This window comes from Lysinibacillus parviboronicapiens (assembly GCF_003049575.1).
Lineage (GTDB): Bacteria > Bacillota > Bacilli > Bacillales_A > Planococcaceae > Lysinibacillus > Lysinibacillus parviboronicapiens.
The window spans coordinates 94,366-117,648 of sequence record NZ_PYWI01000006.1 but is presented as its reverse complement, the minus strand read 5'-3'; the positions used below and the strand labels follow the sequence as shown (position 1 = coordinate 117,648).

General features: G+C 37.7%; 24 protein-coding genes and 2 other annotated features. Of the genes, 7 read left to right on the top strand and 17 right to left on the bottom strand.

The window, feature by feature from the left end; translation table 11 throughout:
- Window positions 1–106 precede the first annotated feature (106 nt).
- The 6 genes from C9J35_RS07850 to C9J35_RS07825 all read right to left on the bottom strand — a co-directional run bounded on the left by C9J35_RS07850 (window position 107) and on the right by C9J35_RS07825 (window position 4,056).
- Window positions 107–1,087, bottom strand: a complete 981-nt coding sequence (locus C9J35_RS07850; RefSeq protein ID WP_107924072.1) for a GNAT family N-acetyltransferase — start codon at window positions 1,085–1,087, stop codon at window positions 107–109.
- Between the two features lie 22 nt (window positions 1,088–1,109).
- A complete protein-coding gene (locus C9J35_RS07845; protein ID WP_107924071.1) occupies window positions 1,110–1,562 on the bottom strand; it encodes a nucleoside deaminase in 453 nt (150 codons plus the stop codon).
- Window positions 1,563–1,580: 18 nt separating this feature from the next.
- The gene (locus tag C9J35_RS07840) at window positions 1,581–1,958 is read right to left on the bottom strand and encodes a VOC family protein (RefSeq protein WP_054768323.1); all 378 of its coding nucleotides are present in this window, start codon (window positions 1,956–1,958) and stop codon (window positions 1,581–1,583) included.
- Window positions 1,955–2,389 carry a DUF1801 domain-containing protein gene (locus tag C9J35_RS07835; RefSeq protein ID WP_054768322.1) on the bottom strand — a complete coding sequence of 145 codons (435 nt, stop codon included), beginning with the start codon at window positions 2,387–2,389 and terminating at the stop codon, window positions 1,955–1,957. Before C9J35_RS07835 ends, C9J35_RS07840 begins: the two co-directional genes overlap by 4 nt.
- A 376-nt stretch (window positions 2,390–2,765) precedes the next feature.
- Window positions 2,766–3,422, bottom strand: a complete 657-nt coding sequence (locus C9J35_RS07830) for a YdeI/OmpD-associated family protein (protein WP_107924070.1) — start codon at window positions 3,420–3,422, stop codon at window positions 2,766–2,768.
- Between the two features lie 139 nt (window positions 3,423–3,561).
- Window positions 3,562–4,056, bottom strand: coding sequence for a DUF1648 domain-containing protein (locus tag C9J35_RS07825; protein ID WP_107924069.1), 495 nt, complete (start codon window positions 4,054–4,056; stop codon window positions 3,562–3,564).
- Between the two features lie 250 nt (window positions 4,057–4,306).
- Between C9J35_RS07825 and C9J35_RS07820 the strand changes: the two genes are divergently transcribed.
- A complete protein-coding gene (locus tag C9J35_RS07820) occupies window positions 4,307–6,028 on the top strand; it encodes a methyl-accepting chemotaxis protein (protein WP_107924068.1) in 1,722 nt (573 codons plus the stop codon).
- A gap of 185 nt (window positions 6,029–6,213) precedes the next feature.
- On the opposite strand, the gene C9J35_RS07815 is transcribed toward C9J35_RS07820, so the two are convergent.
- A complete protein-coding gene (locus tag C9J35_RS07815; RefSeq protein ID WP_107924067.1) occupies window positions 6,214–6,966 on the bottom strand; it encodes an HAD-IIB family hydrolase in 753 nt (250 codons plus the stop codon).
- Between the two features lie 221 nt (window positions 6,967–7,187).
- Window positions 7,188–7,448: a binding site (T-box leader), on the top strand.
- A gap of 456 nt (window positions 7,449–7,904) precedes the next feature.
- Here C9J35_RS07815 and C9J35_RS07805 point away from each other — a divergent pair.
- Window positions 7,905–9,476: a 2-isopropylmalate synthase gene (locus C9J35_RS07805; RefSeq protein ID WP_107924066.1), complete on the top strand. Its 1,572-nt coding sequence runs from the start codon at window positions 7,905–7,907 to the stop codon at window positions 9,474–9,476.
- 92 nt (window positions 9,477–9,568) lie between these two features.
- Here the strand turns inward: C9J35_RS07805 and metG are convergent, their stop codons facing one another.
- The 5 genes from metG to C9J35_RS23535 all read right to left on the bottom strand — a co-directional run bounded on the left by metG (window position 9,569) and on the right by C9J35_RS23535 (window position 14,636).
- Entirely contained in the window at window positions 9,569–11,203 is a 1,635-nt protein-coding gene (metG, locus tag C9J35_RS07800) for a methionine--tRNA ligase (protein WP_054768316.1), read from the bottom strand.
- Window positions 11,204–11,329: 126 nt separating this feature from the next.
- Window positions 11,330–11,584 (bottom strand) — a binding site (T-box leader).
- Window positions 11,585–11,724: 140 nt separating this feature from the next.
- Window positions 11,725–12,369, bottom strand: a complete 645-nt coding sequence (locus C9J35_RS07795; RefSeq protein WP_054768315.1) for an HAD hydrolase-like protein — start codon at window positions 12,367–12,369, stop codon at window positions 11,725–11,727.
- Between the two features lie 171 nt (window positions 12,370–12,540).
- Window positions 12,541–12,966: a FosM family fosfomycin resistance protein gene (fosM, locus tag C9J35_RS07790; protein ID WP_107924065.1), complete on the bottom strand. Its 426-nt coding sequence runs from the start codon at window positions 12,964–12,966 to the stop codon at window positions 12,541–12,543.
- A gap of 123 nt (window positions 12,967–13,089) precedes the next feature.
- Window positions 13,090–14,163, bottom strand: coding sequence for a ribosome small subunit-dependent GTPase A (rsgA, locus tag C9J35_RS07785; protein ID WP_107924064.1), 1,074 nt, complete (start codon window positions 14,161–14,163; stop codon window positions 13,090–13,092).
- Between the two features lie 311 nt (window positions 14,164–14,474).
- Complete coding sequence (locus C9J35_RS23535) at window positions 14,475–14,636, bottom strand: hypothetical protein (RefSeq protein ID WP_167395935.1); 162 nt, start codon at window positions 14,634–14,636, stop codon at window positions 14,475–14,477.
- On the opposite strand from C9J35_RS23535, the gene C9J35_RS07780 reads away from it, so the two are divergent.
- Together C9J35_RS07780 and C9J35_RS07775 are read left to right on the top strand one after the other, a co-directional pair.
- Complete coding sequence (locus tag C9J35_RS07780) at window positions 14,617–15,699, top strand: type III polyketide synthase (protein WP_107924063.1); 1,083 nt, start codon at window positions 14,617–14,619, stop codon at window positions 15,697–15,699. The two genes, C9J35_RS23535 and C9J35_RS07780, sit on opposite strands and share 20 nt — an antisense overlap.
- A gap of 1 nt (window position 15,700) precedes the next feature.
- Window positions 15,701–16,243: an isoprenylcysteine carboxyl methyltransferase family protein gene (locus tag C9J35_RS07775; RefSeq protein WP_107924062.1), complete on the top strand. Its 543-nt coding sequence runs from the start codon at window positions 15,701–15,703 to the stop codon at window positions 16,241–16,243.
- Between the two features lie 102 nt (window positions 16,244–16,345).
- Here the strand turns inward: C9J35_RS07775 and C9J35_RS07770 are convergent, their stop codons facing one another.
- Window positions 16,346–17,539 (bottom strand): GTP-binding protein, encoded by a 1,194-nt coding sequence (locus tag C9J35_RS07770; RefSeq protein ID WP_107924061.1) that lies wholly within the window; start codon window positions 17,537–17,539, stop codon window positions 16,346–16,348.
- A 161-nt stretch (window positions 17,540–17,700) separates the two neighbouring features.
- Here C9J35_RS07770 and rpmG point away from each other — a divergent pair, with 161 nt between their 5' ends.
- The gene (gene rpmG, locus C9J35_RS07765) at window positions 17,701–17,850 is read left to right on the top strand and encodes a 50S ribosomal protein L33 (RefSeq protein ID WP_107924060.1); all 150 of its coding nucleotides are present in this window, start codon (window positions 17,701–17,703) and stop codon (window positions 17,848–17,850) included.
- A gap of 222 nt (window positions 17,851–18,072) precedes the next feature.
- Here the strand turns inward: rpmG and C9J35_RS07760 are convergent, their stop codons facing one another.
- The 4 genes from C9J35_RS07760 to C9J35_RS07745 all read right to left on the bottom strand — a co-directional run bounded on the left by C9J35_RS07760 (window position 18,073) and on the right by C9J35_RS07745 (window position 20,606).
- Window positions 18,073–18,918 carry a coiled-coil domain-containing protein gene (locus tag C9J35_RS07760; protein WP_107924059.1) on the bottom strand — a complete coding sequence of 282 codons (846 nt, stop codon included), beginning with the start codon at window positions 18,916–18,918 and terminating at the stop codon, window positions 18,073–18,075.
- Window positions 18,919–18,932: 14 nt separating this feature from the next.
- Entirely contained in the window at window positions 18,933–19,235 is a 303-nt protein-coding gene (locus C9J35_RS07755; RefSeq protein ID WP_107924058.1) for a hypothetical protein, read from the bottom strand.
- The gene (locus tag C9J35_RS07750; protein WP_107924057.1) at window positions 19,228–19,803 is read right to left on the bottom strand and encodes a hypothetical protein; all 576 of its coding nucleotides are present in this window, start codon (window positions 19,801–19,803) and stop codon (window positions 19,228–19,230) included. The genes C9J35_RS07755 and C9J35_RS07750 overlap by 8 nt, the downstream gene beginning before the upstream one ends.
- A gap of 164 nt (window positions 19,804–19,967) precedes the next feature.
- Window positions 19,968–20,606: a BMQ_0737 family morphogenetic spore coat protein gene (locus C9J35_RS07745; RefSeq protein WP_054768311.1), complete on the bottom strand. Its 639-nt coding sequence runs from the start codon at window positions 20,604–20,606 to the stop codon at window positions 19,968–19,970.
- 247 nt (window positions 20,607–20,853) lie between these two features.
- Between C9J35_RS07745 and C9J35_RS07740 the strand changes: the two genes are divergently transcribed.
- Window positions 20,854–22,284, top strand: coding sequence for a hypothetical protein (locus C9J35_RS07740; protein ID WP_107924056.1), 1,431 nt, complete (start codon window positions 20,854–20,856; stop codon window positions 22,282–22,284).
- A gap of 237 nt (window positions 22,285–22,521) precedes the next feature.
- The gene (locus tag C9J35_RS07735) at window positions 22,522–23,148 is read left to right on the top strand and encodes an exosporium glycoprotein BclB-related protein (protein ID WP_054768654.1); all 627 of its coding nucleotides are present in this window, start codon (window positions 22,522–22,524) and stop codon (window positions 23,146–23,148) included.
- The last annotated feature ends 135 nt before the right edge of the window (window positions 23,149–23,283 follow it).

Genomic DNA, 23,283 nt, shown 5'->3' with positions numbered 1-23,283 from the left:
TCGCACTATAGCCTTTGCCCTGTGGATTTTACTCGTCTTTTTCACAGCTTGAACTAGTATGCACGACAACATAAAAAATCGAGGAATGTTTCGCCTCGATCTCGATCTATAGCGCCTTTGAAAACATAATCATATCTAAGGCACGTATACCATTTTCATAGATTGGCTCTGCATAACTACTGAAAAAATCCTTTTCAATTGTTTCCATACGAAAACCAGACTTTTGATAAAAAGCAATATTATCAATGCTAGAATTGGCAGTCCCTACTATTACATTTTTATAACCTTGTGATTTACTAACAGTACTAATTTTTTGCAACGCTACCTTACCAATACCTCTACCTTGAAACTCTGGTTTAATAGCGATATTTTTTAATTCAATCGTTGTGGTTGACTGTGCAAGAAGCAAGGCAACTCCAGCCAATTTTTCACCGCATTTAATCTCATATAAATCACCATCATTCATATATTGGCGAACAGCTTCTTCACTTTCATCCGCAATTAATAACAGTGGCAAATAGCTTTCTCGCGATCCTTCTACTAACTCTAAAGAAGTACTGTAACGAACAAAATCCTCACGTTCAAAGACATTTAGAACACATGGTTGTTTTTCCTTTACCTCTAACCACTTGTGCTCATGTGGAAAATCTTGCTCTACACCTAAACGGATAAACGGTAACTTTTCTTGCGCCTTTTGTGAGCGAATATTGACCTTTCTCGCTCCTGCAAAAACACGCTTTAGCCCTAATTCATAAAACGCAATTTCTAGTATTGCTTTTTTGGCCTCTAGATTATAGCCCTTACCCCAAAATTCATAGCCAAGCCATGAACCAATATGACAGCTCTTTTTCGCATGATCTATAAACATCAATGCTGTCACACCAATAACTTGTCCTTCCTCATTCAATACAACACGAGGGACGGTCTTCCCCTCTTCTTCATCTATACATTCTCGTTTAATAAAATTAATGGTATCTTCTACTTTGCCAGCAGGTAACCCAAGTGCATCTCTCACCTGTGGCATTGAAGATAATGCATGCATCGCTTCTGCATATTTAATGTCGTGCTTCACTAAATTTACTGCCATACCTTATTCTCCTTTTACGTTATTACGCTTTTTTATACCAAACATGCATCGGATTTTTCTCATCATCCTCTACTGGTAAATGTATCATTTGAAATGCTCGTTCTGCTTCCGCTTTTTGTAAATCAGCATATACCTCACTTGAGCGGCCTAAACCAACAGCTAGTGCATCTGCTAGTGAATTGGCAAAATAGGCCTTATCTACGCCTGCCATGGCCATTGCGCCAAAGCACATGGGGCAGGGCGCACCACTTGCATACATTACCGTACCACGCAAATCTATAGTACCTAGTTTTTCCTGTGCACGTCGTAAAGCTAATAATTCTGCATGCCCTGTGCTATCTGGACGTAGGTGTAGTTCATTGACGCCTTCGCCAATGATTTCGCCATCTTTAACTAATATAGCTCCAAATGGTTGTCCACCCTGTGCAACGTTTGCAAGCGCCAGCCCTATAGCACGCTCCATCCACTTATTCATATATACTCCTCCTTATATTTAATTATACGTAAATTGCCATGATACACCGAAACGGTCCTCAATCCAGGCAAATTGTTTGGAAAAGCCATAATTGTCAAGTGGCATTAATGCTTTTCCACCCTCCAATACTTGTGCTGCAAGACTTCCGATTTCTTCTAGCGTCTCACATTCTACAAAAATGGATGTCGAGGGTGTAAACGTAAAATTGTGCGTAATGACACTATCATTCACCATAATTTTCAGACCTTTTAAATCGAGCACAGCCATTGCAACTTGCTGAGAATCTTCCATATAAGTCAGGCTCTCCACTGTTAAATCCGTAAACCATTGTTTATATTGCTCGATTGCATTGTTTGCCTGTCCTTGAAACATTAAAAATGTTGTAGCGCTTTTCATTTGGTCAACTCTCCTTCATATTTCAAAATCCACTCGTCTGGTGTCATCTTTGACACAAGCTCTCCAATCAAATCATATGGAATATTTTTAATACTCGTAAAACGAATACAACTTTTCCCCATATTCAGTTTTGTTGGTACACGCTTTGCATATTCATCTTGAAACCAAGAAAGCAATACCTTATCTGCATAAATGCCCATATGATATACAGCTATATGCCGCTTTTGAGCAGCTAGACTAATAAAGGGGAGTGGTGTATTTGGGGTTACGTGATAACCTTTCGGATATGTCGATAAAGGTACACCATAGCTTATCATGTCATAGTACATTGTTCGTTCAAAGCCATCTGGTAAATTACATTCCACTACCTCCACTAGCTTGGCCAAACTATCACGCCATTTTTCATCTACTTGTTCAATATAAGTACTCATACTTTACCCTCACTTTTTAACATAGACATCAAATTCATTAGCGCAAAACATTTAACGTTGTTGAGCAGTTTTGATACATCCTGAATGACTAAAATCAACATGGACTCACTGTTAGCTATTTTTACAATGTGGAAGTACGAGTCGATCAAAATATTCGCAACAGAAGTTTCATCATGGCTACACCAATTTATAGTGCAAACCCAACTTCATCATGGCACTACAACAGACAGCATCGTTAGCCCTTAGACAATACAATTTTACCTTTTAAAACTTCTTCAGGAGCTATGAACACTTTGCCATACAACATAAAAAGTAAATATCGGAGTAATCGCTATTACCCCATACATTATTGTTTTTTTCGCTCGTTTGTAGCAAGTTATGCTTTCTCTTCACTTTTGGCTTTTCGGTATAATTCCTTCGTCTTAAAGCCTTGTCTTGTAAGTTCCCGCATTTCATTCACACGGGCTACCTGTGTTTCTTCCTTTTTTGCACTATAAATATAGCGAGCCCAATCCTTTTGATACCCCGGTGTTAGCCCATCATAAAAGGCTAAATCATTCGTATTATCAGCAAGCTGTTTCCGCAATTGTGGAAGCATGCTTTCATAGTCACTCACACATTGACTATTTGCTGTCTTTTTCTTACCACGCGCCTTACTATCTCGCTTCATGCTTAAAATGGAAAACGTCTCATCGAGTGACATCAGACTTACAAATTTGATATCACTACCGACAATATATTTTTCTTCATCTACTTGAATCGCTGGGAAAATTTCATCACGATGAATAAACTGTTGATATTTTTTATTACCCTTTTTCGGATAAACGAAAAATAAATATCCCTGCTCGGCTAGCACATTAGCCTTGAGCGTACTGTCTAAATAAGTTACCATGTCATCCACAGAAAACACAAAGGAAATGATACGGTCATATGGGGCATCGCCTGAGTGTGAAATTCCCTCTAATATCATATCCTGCGGTTGATTTAAAATAGTAAGCGAGAGCCCATCCTTTAGTTTAAATTTCTTTTGCATGTCTTTCGCACCTCTTTCGATTTCATGTATCCTAAATTTATCACAAAAAAGGGAGGTGTCTCAAAAGATAGAAACACCTCACCTCAGTGACTAAAGCTGTACATCATACACAAAATTATAAATCACTATGAAAACATTACTATTTAATTTTTGAAGAATTTATTAAACCTTTTACAATCGGCAGTGCTGTTCCAATCAGCACAAATGGCAGGAACCACCAGCCTAATGTCTCCACTTTCTCTAAAGCTATGAGCACCATTACGCAGGAGATGAAGGCGAATAAAATTAAGCAAAAGTTCTTTACTTCATTTAATATTTTACGACTATTTAAATAAAACGCCTCCACGTTACTATCGTTTAAACGAGCAGGATAGTTATGCATATGTGGCGCTTTTTCAAGTAGCCCCATTAACACCCACAAAAATATCCCCATAAACGGTAGGATAAGTAATTCAATTTTAGACCCCCAGCGATTGACCTCTCCCGCACCATTAAAATGTGCTGGGATTTCATCAGGTATTTGTCCCCACATTATAACAATGTATAAAATAGACGCAACAAATACCCCACCACCAATATAGTCCCACATCTTTTCATATTTCGTCTTAGGTAATTTTAAAATCGGTCTATGCATCATCCCACATCCTTGTTTTATCCTTATTTGACTCTACGTTTCACACTCTTAATAAGTTTCATATCCACTTTATTCATTTTCCCTAAAATTCTATTTTTCTACAACTTACTTCTCTTATTTATATAATATTCAACATGAAAATACTCATAATACTTTGTAAATTGCATATAATCTGATATAAATGGTATATATACATATTTCATTTTTTTGTAACATTTCTACTAATCTACTAAGAAAGGATTTTTCAAACATGCGATTTACTATCTATAAGAAATTATTACTCGGTTTTTTAATTGTCATTTTCGTTTTAGTTGGCACAATAGGTTTAAACTTTAAACAGCTGAATTCAGTAAATAATACGTACCGTGAATTACTCGAAGAACAAACGACTAAATCTATTAGTATTCAAGAGCTCAGAGCTATCGCAAAGCAAGAGATTGTAAGTATGCGAGGCTATTTACTACTAGGAGATAAGCAAAATCTACAAAGTAATAAAGAATCCCGCGCTGAATTCAAACAAAAATCTGATGACTTAATGGCATCACTCGAGTCCCAAAAATCTATTGAATTATTAGAGGCCATTATTAAAAGTGAAGAAAATGTTCAGCAGTTCTCAGATCGCATGTTTTCTTTAAAAAACGATGGACAAACCGAACAATACGAAAAATTGGATAGCACACAGGGTCGCCTTATTATCAAACAATTCGATGAACGGGTGGAAAATCTTTCAAACTATCAACAAGAATTTGTAGAATCAAAAATTACTGCTACATCAAATGAAATTCAATCGATTAAGTTTCAGATGATTTTACTTGGGGCATTTGCCGTTGTCATTAGTCTGATAATTGCCATGGTAATGGGAAGCATTATTTCCCGACCAATCAATGGTATGGCAAAAGCTGCGAAGAAAATCGCAGAAGGTGATTTAACAGCTGAGCAAATCCGCATCAAGAATCGTGATGAGGTTGGCGATTTAGCCCTTGCCTTTAATCAAATGGCTCAAAATTTAAAGAACTTAATTACAAATGTGCGTCAAAATACAGTACAAGTTAGTGCTTCTGCTGCAGAGTTAACAGCGAGCGCTGACCAAACGATTCAAGCAACAGAGCAAATTACATCTTCCATTCAAGAAGTAGCGAGTGGCTCTGAAGCACAAGGGAAAAATGCTACTGAGAGCTCTGAAGCAATGAAAACAATGACGAAGGGTATCCAGCAATTAGCAGCAACGACTGCTGCTGTTTCTGAACTCGCAATGGAGACAAATACAGAGGCAAACAAAGGCAATGATTCCTTACAGCGCGTTATTACACAGATGGATACCATCAATACCGCCGTACTTGAATCTGCGACAGTTGTAAAAAATTTAGGGAGCCATTCGTTGGAAATTGGAAATATTATTAGCATTATCACCGACATCGCAGAACAGACCAACTTATTAGCATTGAACGCAGCAATCGAAGCAGCACGAGCTGGCGATCATGGTCGTGGGTTTGCAGTCGTGGCAGACGAAGTTAAAAAATTAGCTGAACAATCAAAAAAATCAGCTGAACAAATTGCAGGGCTCATCTCAGAGATCCAACAAGACACCAACCGTGCAGTCACAGTGATGGATACAGGAACACAAGAGGTACAAATTGGTATACAGGTTGTCAAAGAGGCAGAAGAAGGCTTTTCTAAAATCGTGGAACTCATTGAGCATGTATCTATGCAAATCCAAGAAGCAACTACTGTTTCCGAGGAGATGTCATCGAGTGCTGAACAAATATACGCATCATTCGATGAAATTGCTACAATCGCACAAATGTCTTCCGCTAACCTGCAAAATGTGGCTTCTTCCTCGGAGGAGCAATTAGCGACAATTGAAGAAGTGGCCGCTTCTGCAGCTACTCTCTCGACAATGGCTGAAGAATTACAAACGCAAGTTTCACGCTTTAAAGTGCAAAAGAAGAGGCCAGCATATAAGGATTTTTAAACTCTAAATAGTTTTTTGGAATCTTACCTACTTCAAAAAAAACCAAGTAAGCCTCAGTCGACACTTATGCAACGACTGAGGCTAAACTGGTTTACCTTTCTCTAAGAAATTTGCAGATTTTTTCTTGATGGAATCTCAGAGTACTTTTATTCAAAATAGTACTTTCCAATCTATACATATCTACATTAGCATTTATACTTTTTGCTTAATCTTTGTAGCATTGCAATAATTGCTACTTCTTCGCTAGCAACCTGTAAATTAGCATATTGCCGTACTTCATGCATGCCTACACATACACTTTCCTTTGCCTTTACAAACATTGCTTTATCATTTGCATCATTACCAAACGCGACAAAATCCCCTTCTAGAACACCTAACTTTATTAAGCCATTCCATTTATCAATACCACTAGGACTTATATCGACAATATTCTCTGACATATGCTCATATAACGAAATCGGTAGTTTTTCGAGCTCTGTCAATATTTCTTGTTGCTGTTCACCAGGAAATAATACAATTTTCACAATGTCCTTCAGTTCAGTAAATAATACTTTTTTTGCCAGCTTCAGTGGATCTAAATTTCGATAAATCGGATGATCTTCACTACCTGTGTACGCGTAATCCCAATCACCATCGATTAAATATGGGAGTTTAAATGCTGTAATAATTTTTGAGATAGCCTCCACGGTTTCTACTGAAAAAGCACTTACTTCAATGGTATCCCCATTGCTAGCGACAAATGCCCCATTTCCCCCAACCATCGGAAGTTTTCTCATCGACTCCGGTAATACGGGCAATAAATCACGAATTGGACGTGCTGAAGCAAAGATTACCTCATGGCCATCCGCCATACAATTCGCCAACGCAGTAGTTATACCTGGTGTCAACGGCTGTCCTTTAAAACAAATTGTGCCATCCAAATCAAATACGAATTTCATTGTTACACCTACTTTCTATGTATAAAATCTGGCTTTATTATCTCATAGAAAATTACTTTATTGGTAGTAATCAAGGGATATAAATTCATGCAAAAACATTATTATAATTTAAATTTCTTACTACTGTTTTGGTTAAACCCCATTAAAACAGAAAACAAAAAATTTTTAGAATATTGTTGACAGAATAACAATATCCAAGTATTATTGCTTTCAACAACACATTGTAGGCCTAGATTGGAAATAGTAGAAATGCCTGTGTACTTGTAGAGAGCCGGTGGTTGGTGTAAACCGGTAGGCACACATTTTGAACTCGTCCATGAGCTACTCCCTGAACTATAACTTCGTCAATGGACGTCGCTAAAGTAAGGGATGTCGGATTCCCCCGTTATAGGGATAAACAGTGATAGCTGTTGATAAGGGGACTTTTTCTGTAAAGAAAAGGTCAATTAGAGTGGTACCGCGAGCAAAAACTCGTCTCTATATTTTATATAGAGACGGGTTTTTTTATTTTTAAAGCAGAGAGGCACATTAATATCCGACTACCTCCGGGCATAGAGTGAAACTTCTATCAGTGGGAATTTCTTTATTCCCACTGATTGTTAGCTGAACCAATCGGGCTTTTACGGCCAGTTGATTGCCTTTGTATGACATCTTACGGACCGTTGATGCGGGATAGAGTGAAACTTCTATCAGTGGGGGTTTCTTTATTCCCACTGATTGTTAGCTGAACCAATCGGGCTTTTACGGTCAGTTGATTGCCTTTGTATGGCATCTTACGGACCGTTAATGCGGGATAGAGTAAAACTTCTATCAGTGGGGATTTCTTCATCTCATCGCCACTGACAGGTAGGAAAACCGGTGGAGGCAATCAAAATAACCTCTCAGATGTGGCATGCTCAGCTTAAAATATTTTAATTAAACAAAAGGAGTGTTTGAAAATGGGAAGAAAAATTTGGGTGTTTGATACAACTTTACGTGATGGCGAGCAAGTACCAGGAGCAAAACTGAACTTATACGAGAAAGTAGAGATTGCACAGCAACTCAAAAAATTAGGCGTCGATATTATCGAAGCTGGTTTCCCTGCTTCATCACAAGGTGACTTTGATGCCGTGAAAGCCGTGGCGCAAAAAGTCGGTAACACAAATGATATTATGATTACAGCTTTAGCGCGTGCCGTACAGGCAGATATAGATGCTGTTTATAATGCTGTAAAATACGCTGAAAATCCAATGATTCATATGGTGCTTGGCACTTCTGACATTCATGTTGAAAAGAAATTTAGTAAATCCAAAGAGCAAATTCTTCAAATTGGTATAGACGCTGTAAAATATGCAAAAACACTATTACCGCAAGTCCAATATTCAACAGAGGATGCATCTCGCTCTGATTTTGAATACCTGTGGAAAACGATAGAAGCGGTCATGAAGGCTGGCGCAACGATGATTAATGTGCCTGACACAGTTGGTTTTGCAGAGCCCGAGGAATTTGGAGCGATGATTTATAAACTAAATGACCGCATGAAAAATCTAAACGACAGTGTTCTGCTAAGTGTCCACTGTCACAATGACCTTGGTATGGCAACTGCTAATACACTTGCTGCCATTAAAAATGGGGCTGACAAAGTGGAATGTACAATTAACGGCATTGGTGAACGCGCTGGGAATGCCGCACTAGAAGAGGTAATAATGGCATTAAAAACACGCAGTACGGTCTACAATGCTCAAACACGCATCAACACAAAAGAGATTATGAATACATCACGCCTTGTATCAAGCTTTATGGGCTTAGATGTACAGGTAAACAAAGCAATTACTGGAGACAATGCATTTGCCCATTCATCAGGTATTCACCAAGATGGCCTGTTAAAATCTCGTGATGCCTACGAAATTGTGCATCCTGAAGACGTTGGGTTAGACGACATGGAGCTAGTTCTTACTGCACGTTCAGGTCGTCATGCTGTGAAAAATGCCCTTGAAAAACTTGGATTCTCAAATCTTTCTGCAGAGGAGTTTGAAGGAGTCTTTGAAGGCTTCTTAAAATTAGCCGATGCCAAGAAAGAAGTATATGACCATGATTTATATGTAATTGTTGAAAGCTATTATGAAAAGCACGATGCCAATCATGCCAATGCTACTCATTATAGCGATCAATTCTTTGATTTCGCAGATCTGCAAGTCGTCAGCAATGCCAGCTTCCCATCTGCAAGCGTGAAAATTCGTAAGGGTAGCGATGTATTGCAGGCGAGTGCAGTCGGTTCTGGTCCAATTGACGCATTGTATTCTGCCATCGCGGAAATTACAAAAATTGATGTGAAGCTAGTTGAGTACAATATTAATAGTGTGTCTCGTGGTAAAGAAGCACTTGGTAAAGTAAAAATCACCATTGAACACGAAGGTGAAAAGTATATCGCCAAGGCAGCGGATACAGATATTTTAAAAGCAAGTGCCCTTGCCTATATCAATGCTATTAACAGTATCGTTGTGGCAAAATTAACCCCTGTTATGAATTAGCTCTTGAAGAGTGAACCACTATTCACAAAGCTGAAAACATCATTAAACATAGAAAAGCAGTACGACGAGAAGGGTCATACTGCTTTTCTTATTTATTGACTGTCATTTACTAATTTTTGATATTCCTCTTCAATTAAACCAATATCAAGACGGTCAAACAGTGGTGTTACCTCTCTAATGTCAGTTGGCAGTTCCACTTGCTCATGCCACATTACTTCCTGTATGCCTAACACATCTCGAATTTTCCCAGCCGAAAACGGTAGAAATGGTTGCAGTAGCTGACTAAGATTGGCAATAATGTAGACGCATGTTGCAAGTGTTTTATTTCCTGCCTCCACGTCTTCGTTGACTTGCAACCACGGTTGTTGCTCATCAAAATAGCGATTTGCTGCGCGAACGTATTCAAAAATCGCCTCTAAAGCCTGCTTAAAATGCCCCGCTTCAATATCAATTGCGGCCTCACTAAACAAGTGAATGGTCTTCTTTCTTACAGCTCCATCCACCTCAGCCTGAGGGACTTGACTGTTAAAGGACTTTTCTAAAAATTTCAATGTACGATTGACAAAATTACCATATGCGCCAAGTAGCTCACCATTATGACTATAGATAAATTCGCGCCAAGAAAAATCAGTATCACGATTTTCTGGTGCATTCATTGTTAAAAAATAGCGGATTGAATCTGCATCATAGCGGCTTAATATATAAGGAACCCATACAGCCCAATTTTGACTGGTCGATAGTTTTCGTTTCTCTAATGTTAAATATTCATTCGAAACAATATGTGTTGGTAATGCCTTCGCCCCTATACCCATTAAAACAGCGGGCCAAATAACAGTATGGAATGGTATATTATCTTTGCCATGTATATAGTACGAGATTGTATCTTCATTCCATAAGTCCTCGATGGCCACATCGTGCTGTTGAGCCCATTCAATACTTGCAGTTAAATAACCAGCCACAGCTTCTATCCACACATAGATTTTCTTTCCTTCAAAACCAGGTACTGGTACGTTTACTCCATTCGGTAAATCCCTTGTTACTGCACGATCAGGTACACCTTCGGACAAATAACGCTCTGTTAAAGCTAACGCATTATCGCGCCAACGTTTCTCCAGCTTTGCCTCAGCTAAATAACTCTCAAGCCTTCCCTGAAATTGACTGAAGGTAAAATAAAAATGCTCTGTCTCTCGAATTACTGGCTCATTCCCACAAATTTTACAGCGCTTATCGATTAAATCAAGCGGATCTAAAATTTCCGAACAATTATCGCACTGATCTCCCCGCGCCTTCGCACCGCAATTTGGACAAGTTCCTTCTACAAAACGATCAGGCAAAAACTGCTTATCCGTGTCACAATATGCCTGCTCAATCTTCTTCTTATATAAATAATTATTGGTTAATAATTGTAGAAAAATTGTCTGCACGGATTCATGATGGTGCTTAGCATCGGTTCTTGTATACAGATCATAGGTAAACCCTAGCTCCTGAAAACATTGTGTAAATTCATCATGATATCTATTGGCAATAGCCTGTGTCGTGGTGTTTTCCTGCGTTGCCCGAATTGATATAGGCGTACCATTACAGTCACTACCAGAAACATATAAAACTTTCTCGCCTTTTTGTCGGTAATATCTAGCCAAAATATCACCAGGTAATAATGCAGCAATATGACCTAAATGCAAAGAGCCATTTGCATATGGCCAAGCGCCGCCAATAATAATTGTCATCCTAAGTTGCTCCCCTCAAAAATTGTGTATAAACTTCCCTTTGGCATATCTAGTGCATTGCTCTGACGCAAATAACATCTGACACGGCCGCAAAATAAAGATAAAAAAAACGCCCTAATCATTACTGATTAGGACGAGTATACCCGTGTTACCACCTATATTTACAAATAGCTCAAACTATTTGCCTCAATCAGTACATCCACATATAAGAGATACTGCTGCTGTTGTAACGAGTGCCCATCTCGTCGTAGCCTACTTGTGAAAGCTTTCGGTACGAAGCTCAAAGGTCATTTTCAAATGGGTTCATTTACCTCATTTCCACCAGCAGAGGCTCTCTATTAAATGCTTATCCAATTTACTTTTCCTTCTCAACGCTTTTCTATAGATTGGCACCATTTTACTCTTTTCCCTCATAATTTGCAATGCAAACATTTGAAGATAAAATGCTAGATGTCGATAAACCGACGAAATTTCTCGATAAATTTTAAAATGTTCGCGATAAATGCTAAAGGTTTTTAAAATCAGTTTAGTACAGTTGGCAGTTCCTTTAAATCATCTATGACCACATTTGCTTTTTGCAATTCACATTCCTGTGCAAAATCAAAGCGTATACCAACTGCGAGAAGGTAATTATCTTGTGCCGCTTGAATATCCGAAGCACGATCTCCAACAACTGCTCCGTGTTGAATGTTATTTTCTTCAATTACTTTACGAACCAAATGTGATTTATGACCACTTGAAATGGATTGAATACTATATGTGCCTTTAATAAAACGATCTAGCTGATAAGTTTCAACAATGGCTTGTAAATACTCGATTTGACCATTACTTACTATGTATAAATTATAGTCTTCGACCAAAGTCGCAAGAATTTGCTCTGCATTAGGATACAGTGCACCTTTACCATGCCGTATCTGTTCAATAAGTTTTGTATGGAACAGTGCATTACTTTCTTTACGAACCTCCAAAGAATGCTCAGGACATAATGTTTCCCATACAACTGGTAAAGGAACACCCATAATCTCACGATACGTTTCGATTGGTGTATCACCTTGCCACAAGCTCTTTGCTCGAAGCACATCAAAAGTCGCTGTAAGTGCTGGTTCCAAGATGAGATTCGTTTGAAATAAAGTACCATCCATATCAAAAATAATTGCTTTTTTCATAAAGTCACTCCTTCGTATTTACATAAATCTAACCATATAACGTTGTTATTTTAGGGAAGGTTCGTTTCTTATATTTCCACATTTTAATATAGTTGTCATCAATCTTTTGTACTTCGCAAATTCGTTATAAATCAAAAGCGTCTCTTAATGGTCAGAGACACTTATTTTTTATTATTCATCAAAAAACTCCATATGCTGTTTTTCATTTTTATAATACTCTAATCTATCTTGCAAAGTACCTGTATGAAATTCAAACTTATGACCATCTGGATCAGTAAAGTAAATGGATTTTTTATCTCGTACATCTCGCTGTCTTCCTTGCAAAATATTGACATCATAATTGACAAGCTTGTCATACGTTTTATCGAAATCACGTTCATGGATTGAAAATGCTATATGTGTATACGACTGATGAATTTCATTGCGCGGGATATCCTTCTCTACATTTAGGGCAAGCCATAGCCCGTGAAGATCAAAATAAGCTGTGTTTTTACCTTTCACTAATAATTTTGCATCAAAGATATGTTTATAAAATGCTATGGAATTATCTAAATTAGAAATTGAAAATAATAAATGATTGATATTTTGTATCTGCACCTGCTGTCACTCCTATATATTCATTCTAGCGGCTATGAACATACGCTATACGCCTATTTCTTATAGGCGTTTTAAAAAAATAAGAACACAGATATTTTCATTGATATCTATGTTCCTTCATGATTATTTCTTTTTACCTTTCTTCAAGCCCTTCGAAATTTGCTTCCATTTACGCTGCTCATTTAATTTTGCCTGAGTATTTGTTTTACGCTCCATAAATGCGAGTTCCTTTTGCAATTTAAAGTAGCTCCGTAGACGCGAATTTTCGAGTACTCCATCTATAATCGCTTGCTGAACTGCGCAATGCGGCTCCTCTTGGTGCGTACAATCTCGATAGCGACATGTTGCTGATAGTTCTTCAATATCTTTAAAACTTGAAGATAAACTATCTCCTTGATCCCATAATTGCAGCTCGCGCATTCCAGGCGTATCAATTAAACACCCGCCACTAGGTAATACGATTAACTCACGATGTGTCGTTGTATGGCGACCTTTTGCATCGTCCTCTCGAATACCCGAAACCTTCATAAGTTGCTCACCACAAAGTGCATTCGTTAATGTAGATTTACCAGCACCGGAAGAGCCAAGTATTGCACCTGTCACTCCCTCAGTAAAAAAGGCATGAATATCTGATAAGCCTTCACCTGATAAAGCACTAGTCACAACAACGTCTACACCAAACGCGACAGACTCGACCTCACGCAACATATTCTCAACATCGTCACATAAATCTGCCTTTGTCAGTACAATAATTGGCTTCGCACCTGAATCCCAGGCAGCGATTAAATAACGTTCTAAACGACGTATATTAAAATCTGCATTTAAGCTCATCACAAGAAGTACAATATCGACATTGGATGCTACAATTTGCTCCGTTATTTCTCGACCTGCAACCTTGCGCGAAAAGACAGACTTTCGTTCAAATAGTTTATGAATTATCGCTTTTTCCTCGCCTGCCATTTTCTCGACCAACACCCAATCCCCAACGGCTGGAAAATCTTCTCGTGCTAGCGAATTATAAGCTAAATGACCAGCAATCGTTGCTAACCATTCACCTTCTTCAGCCAGCACACGATAAGCGTGCTTATGCTCCAAAGTCACTCTTGCTGGAACACAATTAGCTAATTTTGACTCCTCGTTAAATGCAATCATTTGCTCTTCAAAATATGTTGAAAATCCTAAAGTTGTTAAATTCAATTTGTTTTCCTCCTGATATATGCATGTTATTTATTATTTACACTTCGGCCTATTTGTGCACAAAACATCTATGCATCAACCGAAGCTTTATTTTTCCAGTGTCTAAAAAACCTTACTAGCGCTGAAACAATAAAAAACCTTGTAACTGCAATTCAGCAGTTACAAGGTTTCACAGGCACGTTCAAGGGAAAGTACAAGTATGCTTATTTTTGTAGAAGTCTAACTAGCTACAAAACAAGGTCAACATGTAAATTTTAGGCGTGTGAAATTGAACAAACCGAATTGCAGTACGTTAAAAACAGATCTATTCATCATGTCACATCACCTACTTTCCAATTAATTGTTTCCAATATATCGAAATCTTTTGAAATTGTCAAATCCAAATTATCAAGCATGTAACCACTCCCCACATGCATACAATGACTAAGACCACTTTGCAAAGGAGATGTTGGATTGTCGAAAATCGTTTCCATCAGTACATATCAACCACCTTATACTTTATATCAGGCAAATGCTGAAGAGCTAACAAAGGAACTTTTTTATAAAAAAATCCCAAAATTAGAACGTTATTTAAAAGTATTTGACAGCGGTGGTATTGAGTCTCGCCATTTCTGTGTACCAGCTGAATGGCATCGTACTGAGCATACTTTTGAAGAACGGAACAACTTATATATTGAACTGGCAACAACATACAGTGTTGAAGTTATACAAGCCTGTTTACAAAATGAAGCTTTCTTAGAAACACCGATTTCTCCTGAGGAAATTGATGCGATTATTTTTGTTAGTAGTACGGGCATTTCAACACCAAGTATTGATGCCCGCGTTATGAATCAACTGTCCTTTTCAGACAGACTAAAGCGCATTCCACTTTGGGGTCTTGGTTGCGCTGGTGGAGCAGCGGGTGTCAGTCGAGCCTATGATTTTTGTCAGGCACATCCCCAAGCAAAAGTACTTGTTGTTTGTGTCGAACTTTGCAGCTTAACCTTTCAGCCAAATGATTTTTCAAAAAGTAATTTAATAGGTGCCTCTCTATTTGCCGATGGTGCCGCATGTATTCTCGTTTGTGGGGATGACGTTACAATACCTACAAAAAAGCCAACACCTTCTATACTTAATACTGGTTCTAAATGGATGCCAGATTCTGAAAATGTAATGGGCTGGAATATCAAAAACAACGGTCTACATGTCATTTTTCAGAAGAGTATTCCTTCTATTATTACGAAATGGCTTGGCCCATTCATCGAACAATTTTTAGTAGAACAACAGCTATACAGTGAACAACTCAATCATTTCATCGCTCATCCAGGTGGCAAAAAAGTATTGAAAGCCTACGAGGACACACTGTATCTTGCGGAACAAAAAACCGACATTTCTCGGGAAATATTACGTTGTCATGGGAATATGTCATCTCCTACCGTGTTGTATGTATTAGAGCAGTTTATGTTAAACGAAGGTCAAGTAGATGATGTTGGTTTGCTCGTCGCTCTCGGTCCCGGCTTCTGTGCGGAAGCTGTATTACTTAAATGGAGGGAGTAGCATGTTTTTTTATATTATCTTGATTCTTATCATTCTACAAAGATTGACAGAAGTCTCTATAGCAAAACGCAATGAAAAGTGGATGATTTCGCAAGGTGCGTATGAAGTGGGGATATCGCATTATCCCTATATGGTGGCCATGCATGTCAGTTTTTTTCTATTTTTAATTGTCGAAGTAAGCACGAATAATAGTGGACTCTCGCCCTTATTCCCATTATTTTTTTTATTATTTATTGCCGTGCAAGCATTACGAATCTGGTGCATCCATTCACTAGGGCCTTTTTGGAATACAAAAATTATTATTTTACCCGGTGCGGAAGTTGTACAAAAGGGGCCATATACATTTATGCGCCATCCTAATTATGCTGTTGTATGTTTGGAAATTCTATTACTACCAATTATGTTTCAAGCTTACTTTACAGCGTTTTGCTTCACACTATTAAATATTACAATGCTTTCCGTACGAATACCTATTGAGGAAAAGGCCTTGCGTGAAGCAACAAACTATAACAAGATATTTAAAAAGGAGCTACCTCAAAAGTAATTTGAGGTAGTTTTATATTGTAGGAGCCTATCTATAACCATTTCGATCAAAAGAAAGAGTAATGTGTCTCTGATATGGAATGGTACAACCTAATTAATTTCTCTAACTCCATTCCCAATTGAATGGATCTTTTAAATTCTCCCATGGTTCATTTAATTCTTTATCAGACAAGAGACAAGCGTCGAGCTCTTGTATAATTGCCTTTTTATCTAAATCAATACCGATAATGACGAGTTGTGTCAAACGATCACCATATAGCGCATCCCAATCCTTTAATACTTCCGGGCTTTGTAAAAAGACATCCTGCTGTTGTGCTTCAGGTAAAGCTGCCACCCAATAGGAAACAGGCTCGATTTTTGCGGAGGAGCCAGCCTGTGACAGTAATAATGCCACTTCCTGATGTTTTGCGCTCCAGATAATTCCTTTAGCACGGACAATAGATGCTGGCATATTGTCACACCATTCCACAAAGCGCAGTGGGTGAAATGGCTTTCTACGCTGATAGGTGAACGAAGTGATGCCATACTCCTCCGTCTCTGGTGTATGATTTTCATGCCCAAGCTCTAATTCTTTTAACCAACCAGCAGATTCAGATACACGTTCGAAGTTAAAACGTCCTGTATTTAAAATTTCTGCTGGCTCTATAACACCATTTTTTGTCCGAATTAATTTGGCTTCTGGTTGTAATGCACGTAGAATTCTTTCTAATCTTGCAAGCTCAACCTCTGACACTAAGTCACATTTGTTCAGGACAAGGACGTCGCAAAACTCAATTTGGTCAATCAGTAAATCCGCAACATCCCGCTCATCTAATTCACCTACTGCTTCCTTACGTGCTAACAGACTCTCTCCTGATTGAAAATCATGCCAGAAACGATTGGCATCAACTACAGTCACCATTGTATCGAGCCGACAAAACTTTGTGAGGTCAATATCAAGTTCCTCATCCAAATAGCTAAATGTTTGTGCAACTGGAATTGGCTCACTAATGCCTGTCGATTCGATCAAAATATAATCTATATTCCCAAGCCTTGCGAGACGCTCTACCTCTTGCAGTAAATCTTCACGTAATGTACAGCAAATACAGCCATTTGATAGCTCTACAAATTTTTCTTCAGTTCGTGAAATACCACTCCCATTCGCAATTAACTCAGCGTCAATATTGATTTCGCTCATATCATTGACAATCACTGCGACACGCAGATTTTGCTCATTTTGTAGGACATGGTTCATCATGGTAGTCTTCCCCGAACCTAAATAACCACTTAAAACTGTAACTGGAATTTTCTTTGTCATGTTCTTTAACCACTCCCAAATCGTAATCATTACTATTTATATTTTGTAATTAAAGCACAAAGAATGTTAATATGCAACATTCTTTATTTTTTATTGACAAAGAAAAGCAAAAATAATATCTTGTAAAGCGTAATTATTACTACTTGAAAGAAGGCATTGTTATGCGTGTGCAAGTTACACTAGCCTGTACTGAAACAGGAGATAGAAATTATATCACTACAAAAAACAAAAGAAATAACCCTGAACGATTAGAACTCAAAAAATATTCACCTCGTTTGAAAAAAGTTACCTTACACAGAGAAACAAAATAAAGTAAAACAGATTATGTGCCCATCGAAATCAGTTGCACCGTTACTTACGGGTAGTTAACTCACCTCATCACTCAACTACCCGCTCTTTGAAGGAAAAATTTTATAATTATATGCGTATAAAAGGACTATTGCAAAAGTGTCCATCATTACTTTTGCAACAGTCCAATCGTTGTATGAAAATTATAGTAATAGAATTTTCTCTAAGCATAATACATTTCCCAATTACATTGTTCTATTGACTTCTATTTCAATAGCAAGCTGATTCAACTTCTGTTCTAAGTCATCAAGAATACGCAATTTAGCATCTAACTGTCCTTCGAAACCTACAGATTGATCTAGTATCTTTTTTACTTGGGCATCTAAGTCAGAAAAAACTTGAGAATTTAGAATGTTTTTTCCACTTAAAAGGGAAGGGTTACTCTTTGAAAGAAGTTCAATATGATGATTTAATTCAGCTATTTCGTTCAAAAGTTTATCATTTTCTACTCTTTTTTCTTCTATCTCTTTTACTAAATAGTAATTGATATTATCGGACCCACTCAGTTCTCTACGAGTCGTTCCCAATTCTTCAACAATATTTTCCATTTGTTTGTTTGTTATTTCCGTAAAATCAATTAGCTTATTTTCTAGATTTTCGATAGCAGTTTTATAATCTGCCACCATGACTTCCTGCCTCTCCTTTTTAAATGACCTCAATTCGTCCTCTGCGGCTTTTAGCGCTCCCATTAATTGTTCATTTTCCATGCGCAAATCATTTTTATCCTTCAAGAGAGCCTCAATTGAAGAAACATGCTTCTTTCGTTGAATTTCTCTCATCTGAATATCTTCTTGATATTGCGTTACCTCTTTTTCTAATTCTCTCTTTAACTTGATGAGCTCCAGTGTAAGCTCTTTTTCTCGGTTTGTTAATTGGACATTCTCTCGTTCTAGCCGAAGTACTAGTGAATAATAATCGCTATCTCTAAGTCTTTCCACTTCATTCTTATACTTGGCTAATTCTGCTCTTAAAAAAATAATCATTTGTTGTAGCTGAATAGGGTCATTATTTCTAACGCTCTCATTATCCACATTGGTACCTCCTATCACGTAATTTCTCTAAGTAAATCAATGATCTCTTCAAATTGCTTTTGGTTAGTGTCCATGATGTCGTCAAGCTGTTTTAAGATCAATAATTCAAATTCTTCATTTGCTATTTCACTCTTACCACGGCTTTCTCCCGATAACAGATAGGCTAACAGTAAATTCAGTGTAGTTTTTTCTAGAAATGCAAAACTATTATCATTTACCTTTCCATTATCCAGTAATTTATTACGCTGTTCTTTCAAAAATTGGTGGATGATGTGTTCCATTACAACATCTTGCTCCTTGTCATCTAACTCACTCATTTTCATCCTCCTGTCCACGACTGATTCCATTGAGATTGATAGGATTTAAAACAGCAACCCCCTCTTTTAGCTGATCGCAATATGTAAACCCCATAATTGTTCCTGAATAAGATAAATTATGTGACCATTTAATCTGAAAATTTGAAAATGAAAGGGTTTCATTGGGCTCAAGAGATGTTTTTTCTAATGGCTTAAGCCAAAATTCTTCATTACTTGATTTATCATTTATTCGTTCCCAACTGGTCGGCCCTTTTAAATTTTGTTTGAAGTGTTCATACACATAGCGTCCTGAGAAGGAAAAAGGAGAATCTTCGGGTAATTTTATACACAAATATGGATTTGTGAGTGGCTGATTGCCAATGTTTCGAATGTGGAACGAACCCAAACATAAGCTCTCCTGTTCAGAATCATAAGAAATATTGAACGAAGAAGTGAAATAACTAATAATGTTTACCGTATCAGGAATAATGAGTCCCTCAACCATCTTTTTAATTTCATTGACGTATAATTCTGTTTGTTCTTTTATTTCATTAATTTTCTCTTCTACATTCGTTCTGCCAGTTTTCACAATTACGGCCTCCTTTTTTTGTATAGGATATTTAACCAAATACATTAAAGTACAACTATCGAGGCGCCTGCCCCTAGTTAATCCGCCAGCACTGCCCTAAACAGAAAAAAAAGAGAGGATTACCCTCTCTTCAAGATATGACTTTTTGTTATGCGTTAGCACTATTAACCGCCAGTTGGGAAAATAATAGAGCATTGCTTTGGACGTACTGCAGTTGGGCATGAGAATGGTAAATCTGCTCTTGGTTCGCAGAAAGTTGCTAAGAATTCTACAGTAACTGGGAAAGTAGATTGGATACTTTGACAAACAGCTACAGTAATTGTTAACGCAGAAAACGTGATTGTACCTGTTCCAGCTGTAAGTGTTCCAGTTGTACATACGAAGCAATCTAAATCCGTATATAAAATTTCTACATCTGTCCCTTTAGGTGCACATAATGTAACTTGCTCACAGCGTGAAACCGGGATTTCTGTGCTTGTGAAAACAGTACCAGTAGGTAAAGTAACAACAATCGTAAGAATGAAATTCTTTTGGATGTTTAAATGCTGTAGACAAACTGTTGATCCATCAATAGAGAATTGGCGATTCTCACGGTTCAAGATAACAATTGGATTTGTAGCTGCTGGAATTACTCTACATGTAACTGTTGCACCCGTCAAAATAGTCCCTGGTGTTACGCCTGGGAAAGTAATTGGTCCTGTAGGAGAAATATCAAATGACATTTCCTTTACAATCCAGTCATATACCTTATCGACATTTATACAAATTAGTTCCTGCGCCTGGGATGGCATAATATCTTGCATCCTTTTGACACCTCCATAAGTTTTTTATCTTTCGTTTGTAGCATATGTATTCTAGCTATAAGTGCATGGGCTAATAAATAGTTCTGCATGATATTTATTAAAAGTCACACATATCGTTATGCATCATGTTTACTTACAAAGGACTCCTTTTAAAGAGGAACTTAAATGTTGAAAAGGACCGGTGTATTTGTAACAGAAAGACAATATTTTTAATAAAATATTAAAGGACTGAAAGGGGTGAAATGCAATGGAAGACTCTAAATTGTACTCCACTCAAGAAATTGAAAAATTAAAACAGAAAATCAACTCCTACAGGGAAACATTAACTTCATTAAAAATGGGGACGTCAATTGAAGATTTTCTATTTATGAAAAACGAGTTTGATGGACTAAAAACGCAAATGGCACATTTGGAAGGGCTCACAGAAACATTAGATGATAAGCAAAATTCACACATCAGGGGATATGAGGATCAAATAAAGCTGCTATCGACACAAATTGAGTCCTTGAATCAAACCATTGACGAAATGAATCAAGAAATTTTTACAGTTTTAAACCGATTACTAACAATTGAAGTTAATGAAGCTCCAGCCACATTAGCTGCACCTACCATTGAAAAAAATTCTCCTACGACGACAAACACTTCACAAAGGCATCCTAGAATCACACAGACACCAGACCAATCCACTATTACATCAAAACAGCCATCTTATAAATTGCTCCAGAGTTTGGCAGGAAAAGCAACAACGATGCAATTAACTTTAAACAATGGAATACCTTCTACAGGAAATGACATACAGGGAAATAAGCCCGAAGAACGTCATTTTAATCAACAATACTTTCAATCGATAAATACGCACCCAAGCCAAATCTATAATGGCCTATACAGAAATACCACTGTAGAATCAACCTTCCATTTTAAAAAGGCTACTGACGCACAGGAAATACCCGTTAGTATTTACGATCCTAAAACTGTTTTGCCTGCTATTAACAACGAATCCATCGATAATAACGTCTTAAATTCTTCTATTGTTAATGAATCTGTCAATGATGTAGCATCTGAAAAAACACATGAACCTGACGACCATGTAAGTGCTCAGCAAGCTATTGAACCTGACGACCATGTGAGTGCTCAACAAGTTATTGAACCTGACGACCATGTGAGTGCTCAGCAAGCTATTGAACCTGACGACCATGTAAGTGCTCAGCAAGCTATTGAACCTGACGACCATGTAAGTGCTCAGCAAGCTATTGAACCTGACGACCATGTAAGTGCTCAGCAAGCTATTGAACCTGACGACCATGTGAGTGCTCAGCAAGCTATTGAACCTGACGACCATGTAAGTGCTCAGCAAGCTATTGAACCTGACGACTATGTCAATGCTCAACAGGTGAATGCTTCTAGCAATGATGCCATTGCTCAGCAAGTTCACGAACCGGGTCACCATAAAAATTTTGAAAAACTAAATGAACCTGTCTATTCCGATAATTCTTCTGCAACCGCAGCACATGATTTCAAAGTTTTTGAAGCTTCATCAGGGGAAGTCGATGAAATTCATCTACCACTTGAAGAGGTAAACAAGCAACCTGACCTTATAGCAGGGCCAACTGTAGAAGAAAATAAGGAAAATAAGAAAGAAAAGAATTCGTTTTTCAATTTCTTTAGAAAATGGAGTTAACTATAAGTTGTGGGGTATAGGGCATAAATACATGAGATCAACACTAATTTTTTAAACCGTCCAATATGTACAAAAGATACGTATTGGACCTTTTTATGGCTGTTTAAGGAACTAATCTAGTGATAGGAGCCTTCTTAAATAAAGCCTGTTTTCAAATATAGTAGCCACTATGAAGATATTTGCCCTCCCTCCCCATTCTTAAATGAATAGAATAATGAAGAAAGGGGGTGTAAAAAAATGTGTGCAAATAATTTTATGAATCATGGTGGTTGTGGTTGCTCATCTAGTTGTAATAATGAATGTAGTGCACTTGGACCTTTTGTAGCGATTGATGCTGCATGTATTCTTCCGCCTCAAGCAACTGGCTCTATCATTCCTTTCTCTTCTGGTATCACAACTGTTATTTTGGCATCATTAGCTACTGGTTTAATTACTGCACCTAGTTTAATTGGATTCGGTACTGCGATTCCTGGTCCAACAATTCTTGGTAATACTATTGACTTATCGGGTGTTGTAACAGAAGCTTTTTCAGTTCCACGACCTGGTAATATTACGGCTATTTCTGCTTCATTTACAGCAACACTTGGTGTTACGCTTGTCGGTACAACTACTGTAACTGCAACAGTTTACCGCGCTCCTGCTGGAAGCACTCTGTTCACAGCTACAAGTGCAACTGTAAACTTAGCACCAGCCTTTACTGGTATAATCGCTGTAGGTCAAACTGCATTCGCTTCTGCAACTGTACCACCAGTTCCAGTCGTGACAGGAGACCGCTTATTAATGGTTTTCTCAATTACAACTGCTGGTGTTACTGTTATCCAAACATTAACTGGAACAGCAAGCGCAGGTATTACTATTGAATAACAACTAGATAAATCCTACTACATTAATAATTGAAAAATCTTATACACAAAACTAATCCTATAAATGTAGTTTTGTATTTAAAAACAAAAAAATAGGCGACTTCTTTCACAAGAAGTCGCCTATTTAGTATTTCAT

What these genes read in the sequence shown, in the direction of transcription:
- C9J35_RS07850 (WP_107924072.1), bottom strand. Translation starts at nt 1,087, where the DNA reads ATGGCAGTAAATTTAGTGAAGCACGACATTAAATATGCAGAAGCGATG.
- C9J35_RS07845 (WP_107924071.1), bottom strand. Translation starts at nt 1,562, where the DNA reads ATGAATAAGTGGATGGAGCGTGCTATAGGGCTGGCGCTTGCAAACGTT.
- C9J35_RS07840 (WP_054768323.1), bottom strand. Translation starts at nt 1,958, where the DNA reads ATGAAAAGCGCTACAACATTTTTAATGTTTCAAGGACAGGCAAACAAT.
- C9J35_RS07835 (WP_054768322.1), bottom strand. Translation starts at nt 2,389, where the DNA reads ATGAGTACTTATATTGAACAAGTAGATGAAAAATGGCGTGATAGTTTG.
- C9J35_RS07830 (WP_107924070.1), bottom strand. Translation starts at nt 3,422, where the DNA reads ATGCAAAAGAAATTTAAACTAAAGGATGGGCTCTCGCTTACTATTTTA.
- C9J35_RS07825 (WP_107924069.1), bottom strand. Translation starts at nt 4,056, where the DNA reads ATGCATAGACCGATTTTAAAATTACCTAAGACGAAATATGAAAAGATG.
- C9J35_RS07820 (WP_107924068.1), top strand. Translation starts at nt 4,307, where the DNA reads ATGCGATTTACTATCTATAAGAAATTATTACTCGGTTTTTTAATTGTC.
- C9J35_RS07815 (WP_107924067.1), bottom strand. Translation starts at nt 6,966, where the DNA reads ATGAAATTCGTATTTGATTTGGATGGCACAATTTGTTTTAAAGGACAG.
- C9J35_RS07805 (WP_107924066.1), top strand. Translation starts at nt 7,905, where the DNA reads ATGGGAAGAAAAATTTGGGTGTTTGATACAACTTTACGTGATGGCGAG.
- metG (WP_054768316.1), bottom strand. Translation starts at nt 11,203, where the DNA reads ATGACAATTATTATTGGCGGCGCTTGGCCATATGCAAATGGCTCTTTG.
- C9J35_RS07795 (WP_054768315.1), bottom strand. Translation starts at nt 12,369, where the DNA reads ATGAAAAAAGCAATTATTTTTGATATGGATGGTACTTTATTTCAAACG.
- C9J35_RS23535 (WP_167395935.1), bottom strand. Translation starts at nt 14,636, where the DNA reads ATGGAAACGATTTTCGACAATCCAACATCTCCTTTGCAAAGTGGTCTT.
- C9J35_RS07775 (WP_107924062.1), top strand. Translation starts at nt 15,701, where the DNA reads ATGTTTTTTTATATTATCTTGATTCTTATCATTCTACAAAGATTGACA.
- C9J35_RS07770 (WP_107924061.1), bottom strand. Translation starts at nt 17,539, where the DNA reads ATGACAAAGAAAATTCCAGTTACAGTTTTAAGTGGTTATTTAGGTTCG.
- rpmG (WP_107924060.1), top strand. Translation starts at nt 17,701, where the DNA reads ATGCGTGTGCAAGTTACACTAGCCTGTACTGAAACAGGAGATAGAAAT.
- C9J35_RS07755 (WP_107924058.1), bottom strand. Translation starts at nt 19,235, where the DNA reads ATGAGTGAGTTAGATGACAAGGAGCAAGATGTTGTAATGGAACACATC.
- C9J35_RS07745 (WP_054768311.1), bottom strand. Translation starts at nt 20,606, where the DNA reads ATGCAAGATATTATGCCATCCCAGGCGCAGGAACTAATTTGTATAAAT.
- C9J35_RS07740 (WP_107924056.1), top strand. Translation starts at nt 20,854, where the DNA reads ATGGAAGACTCTAAATTGTACTCCACTCAAGAAATTGAAAAATTAAAA.
- C9J35_RS07735 (WP_054768654.1), top strand. Translation starts at nt 22,522, where the DNA reads ATGTGTGCAAATAATTTTATGAATCATGGTGGTTGTGGTTGCTCATCT.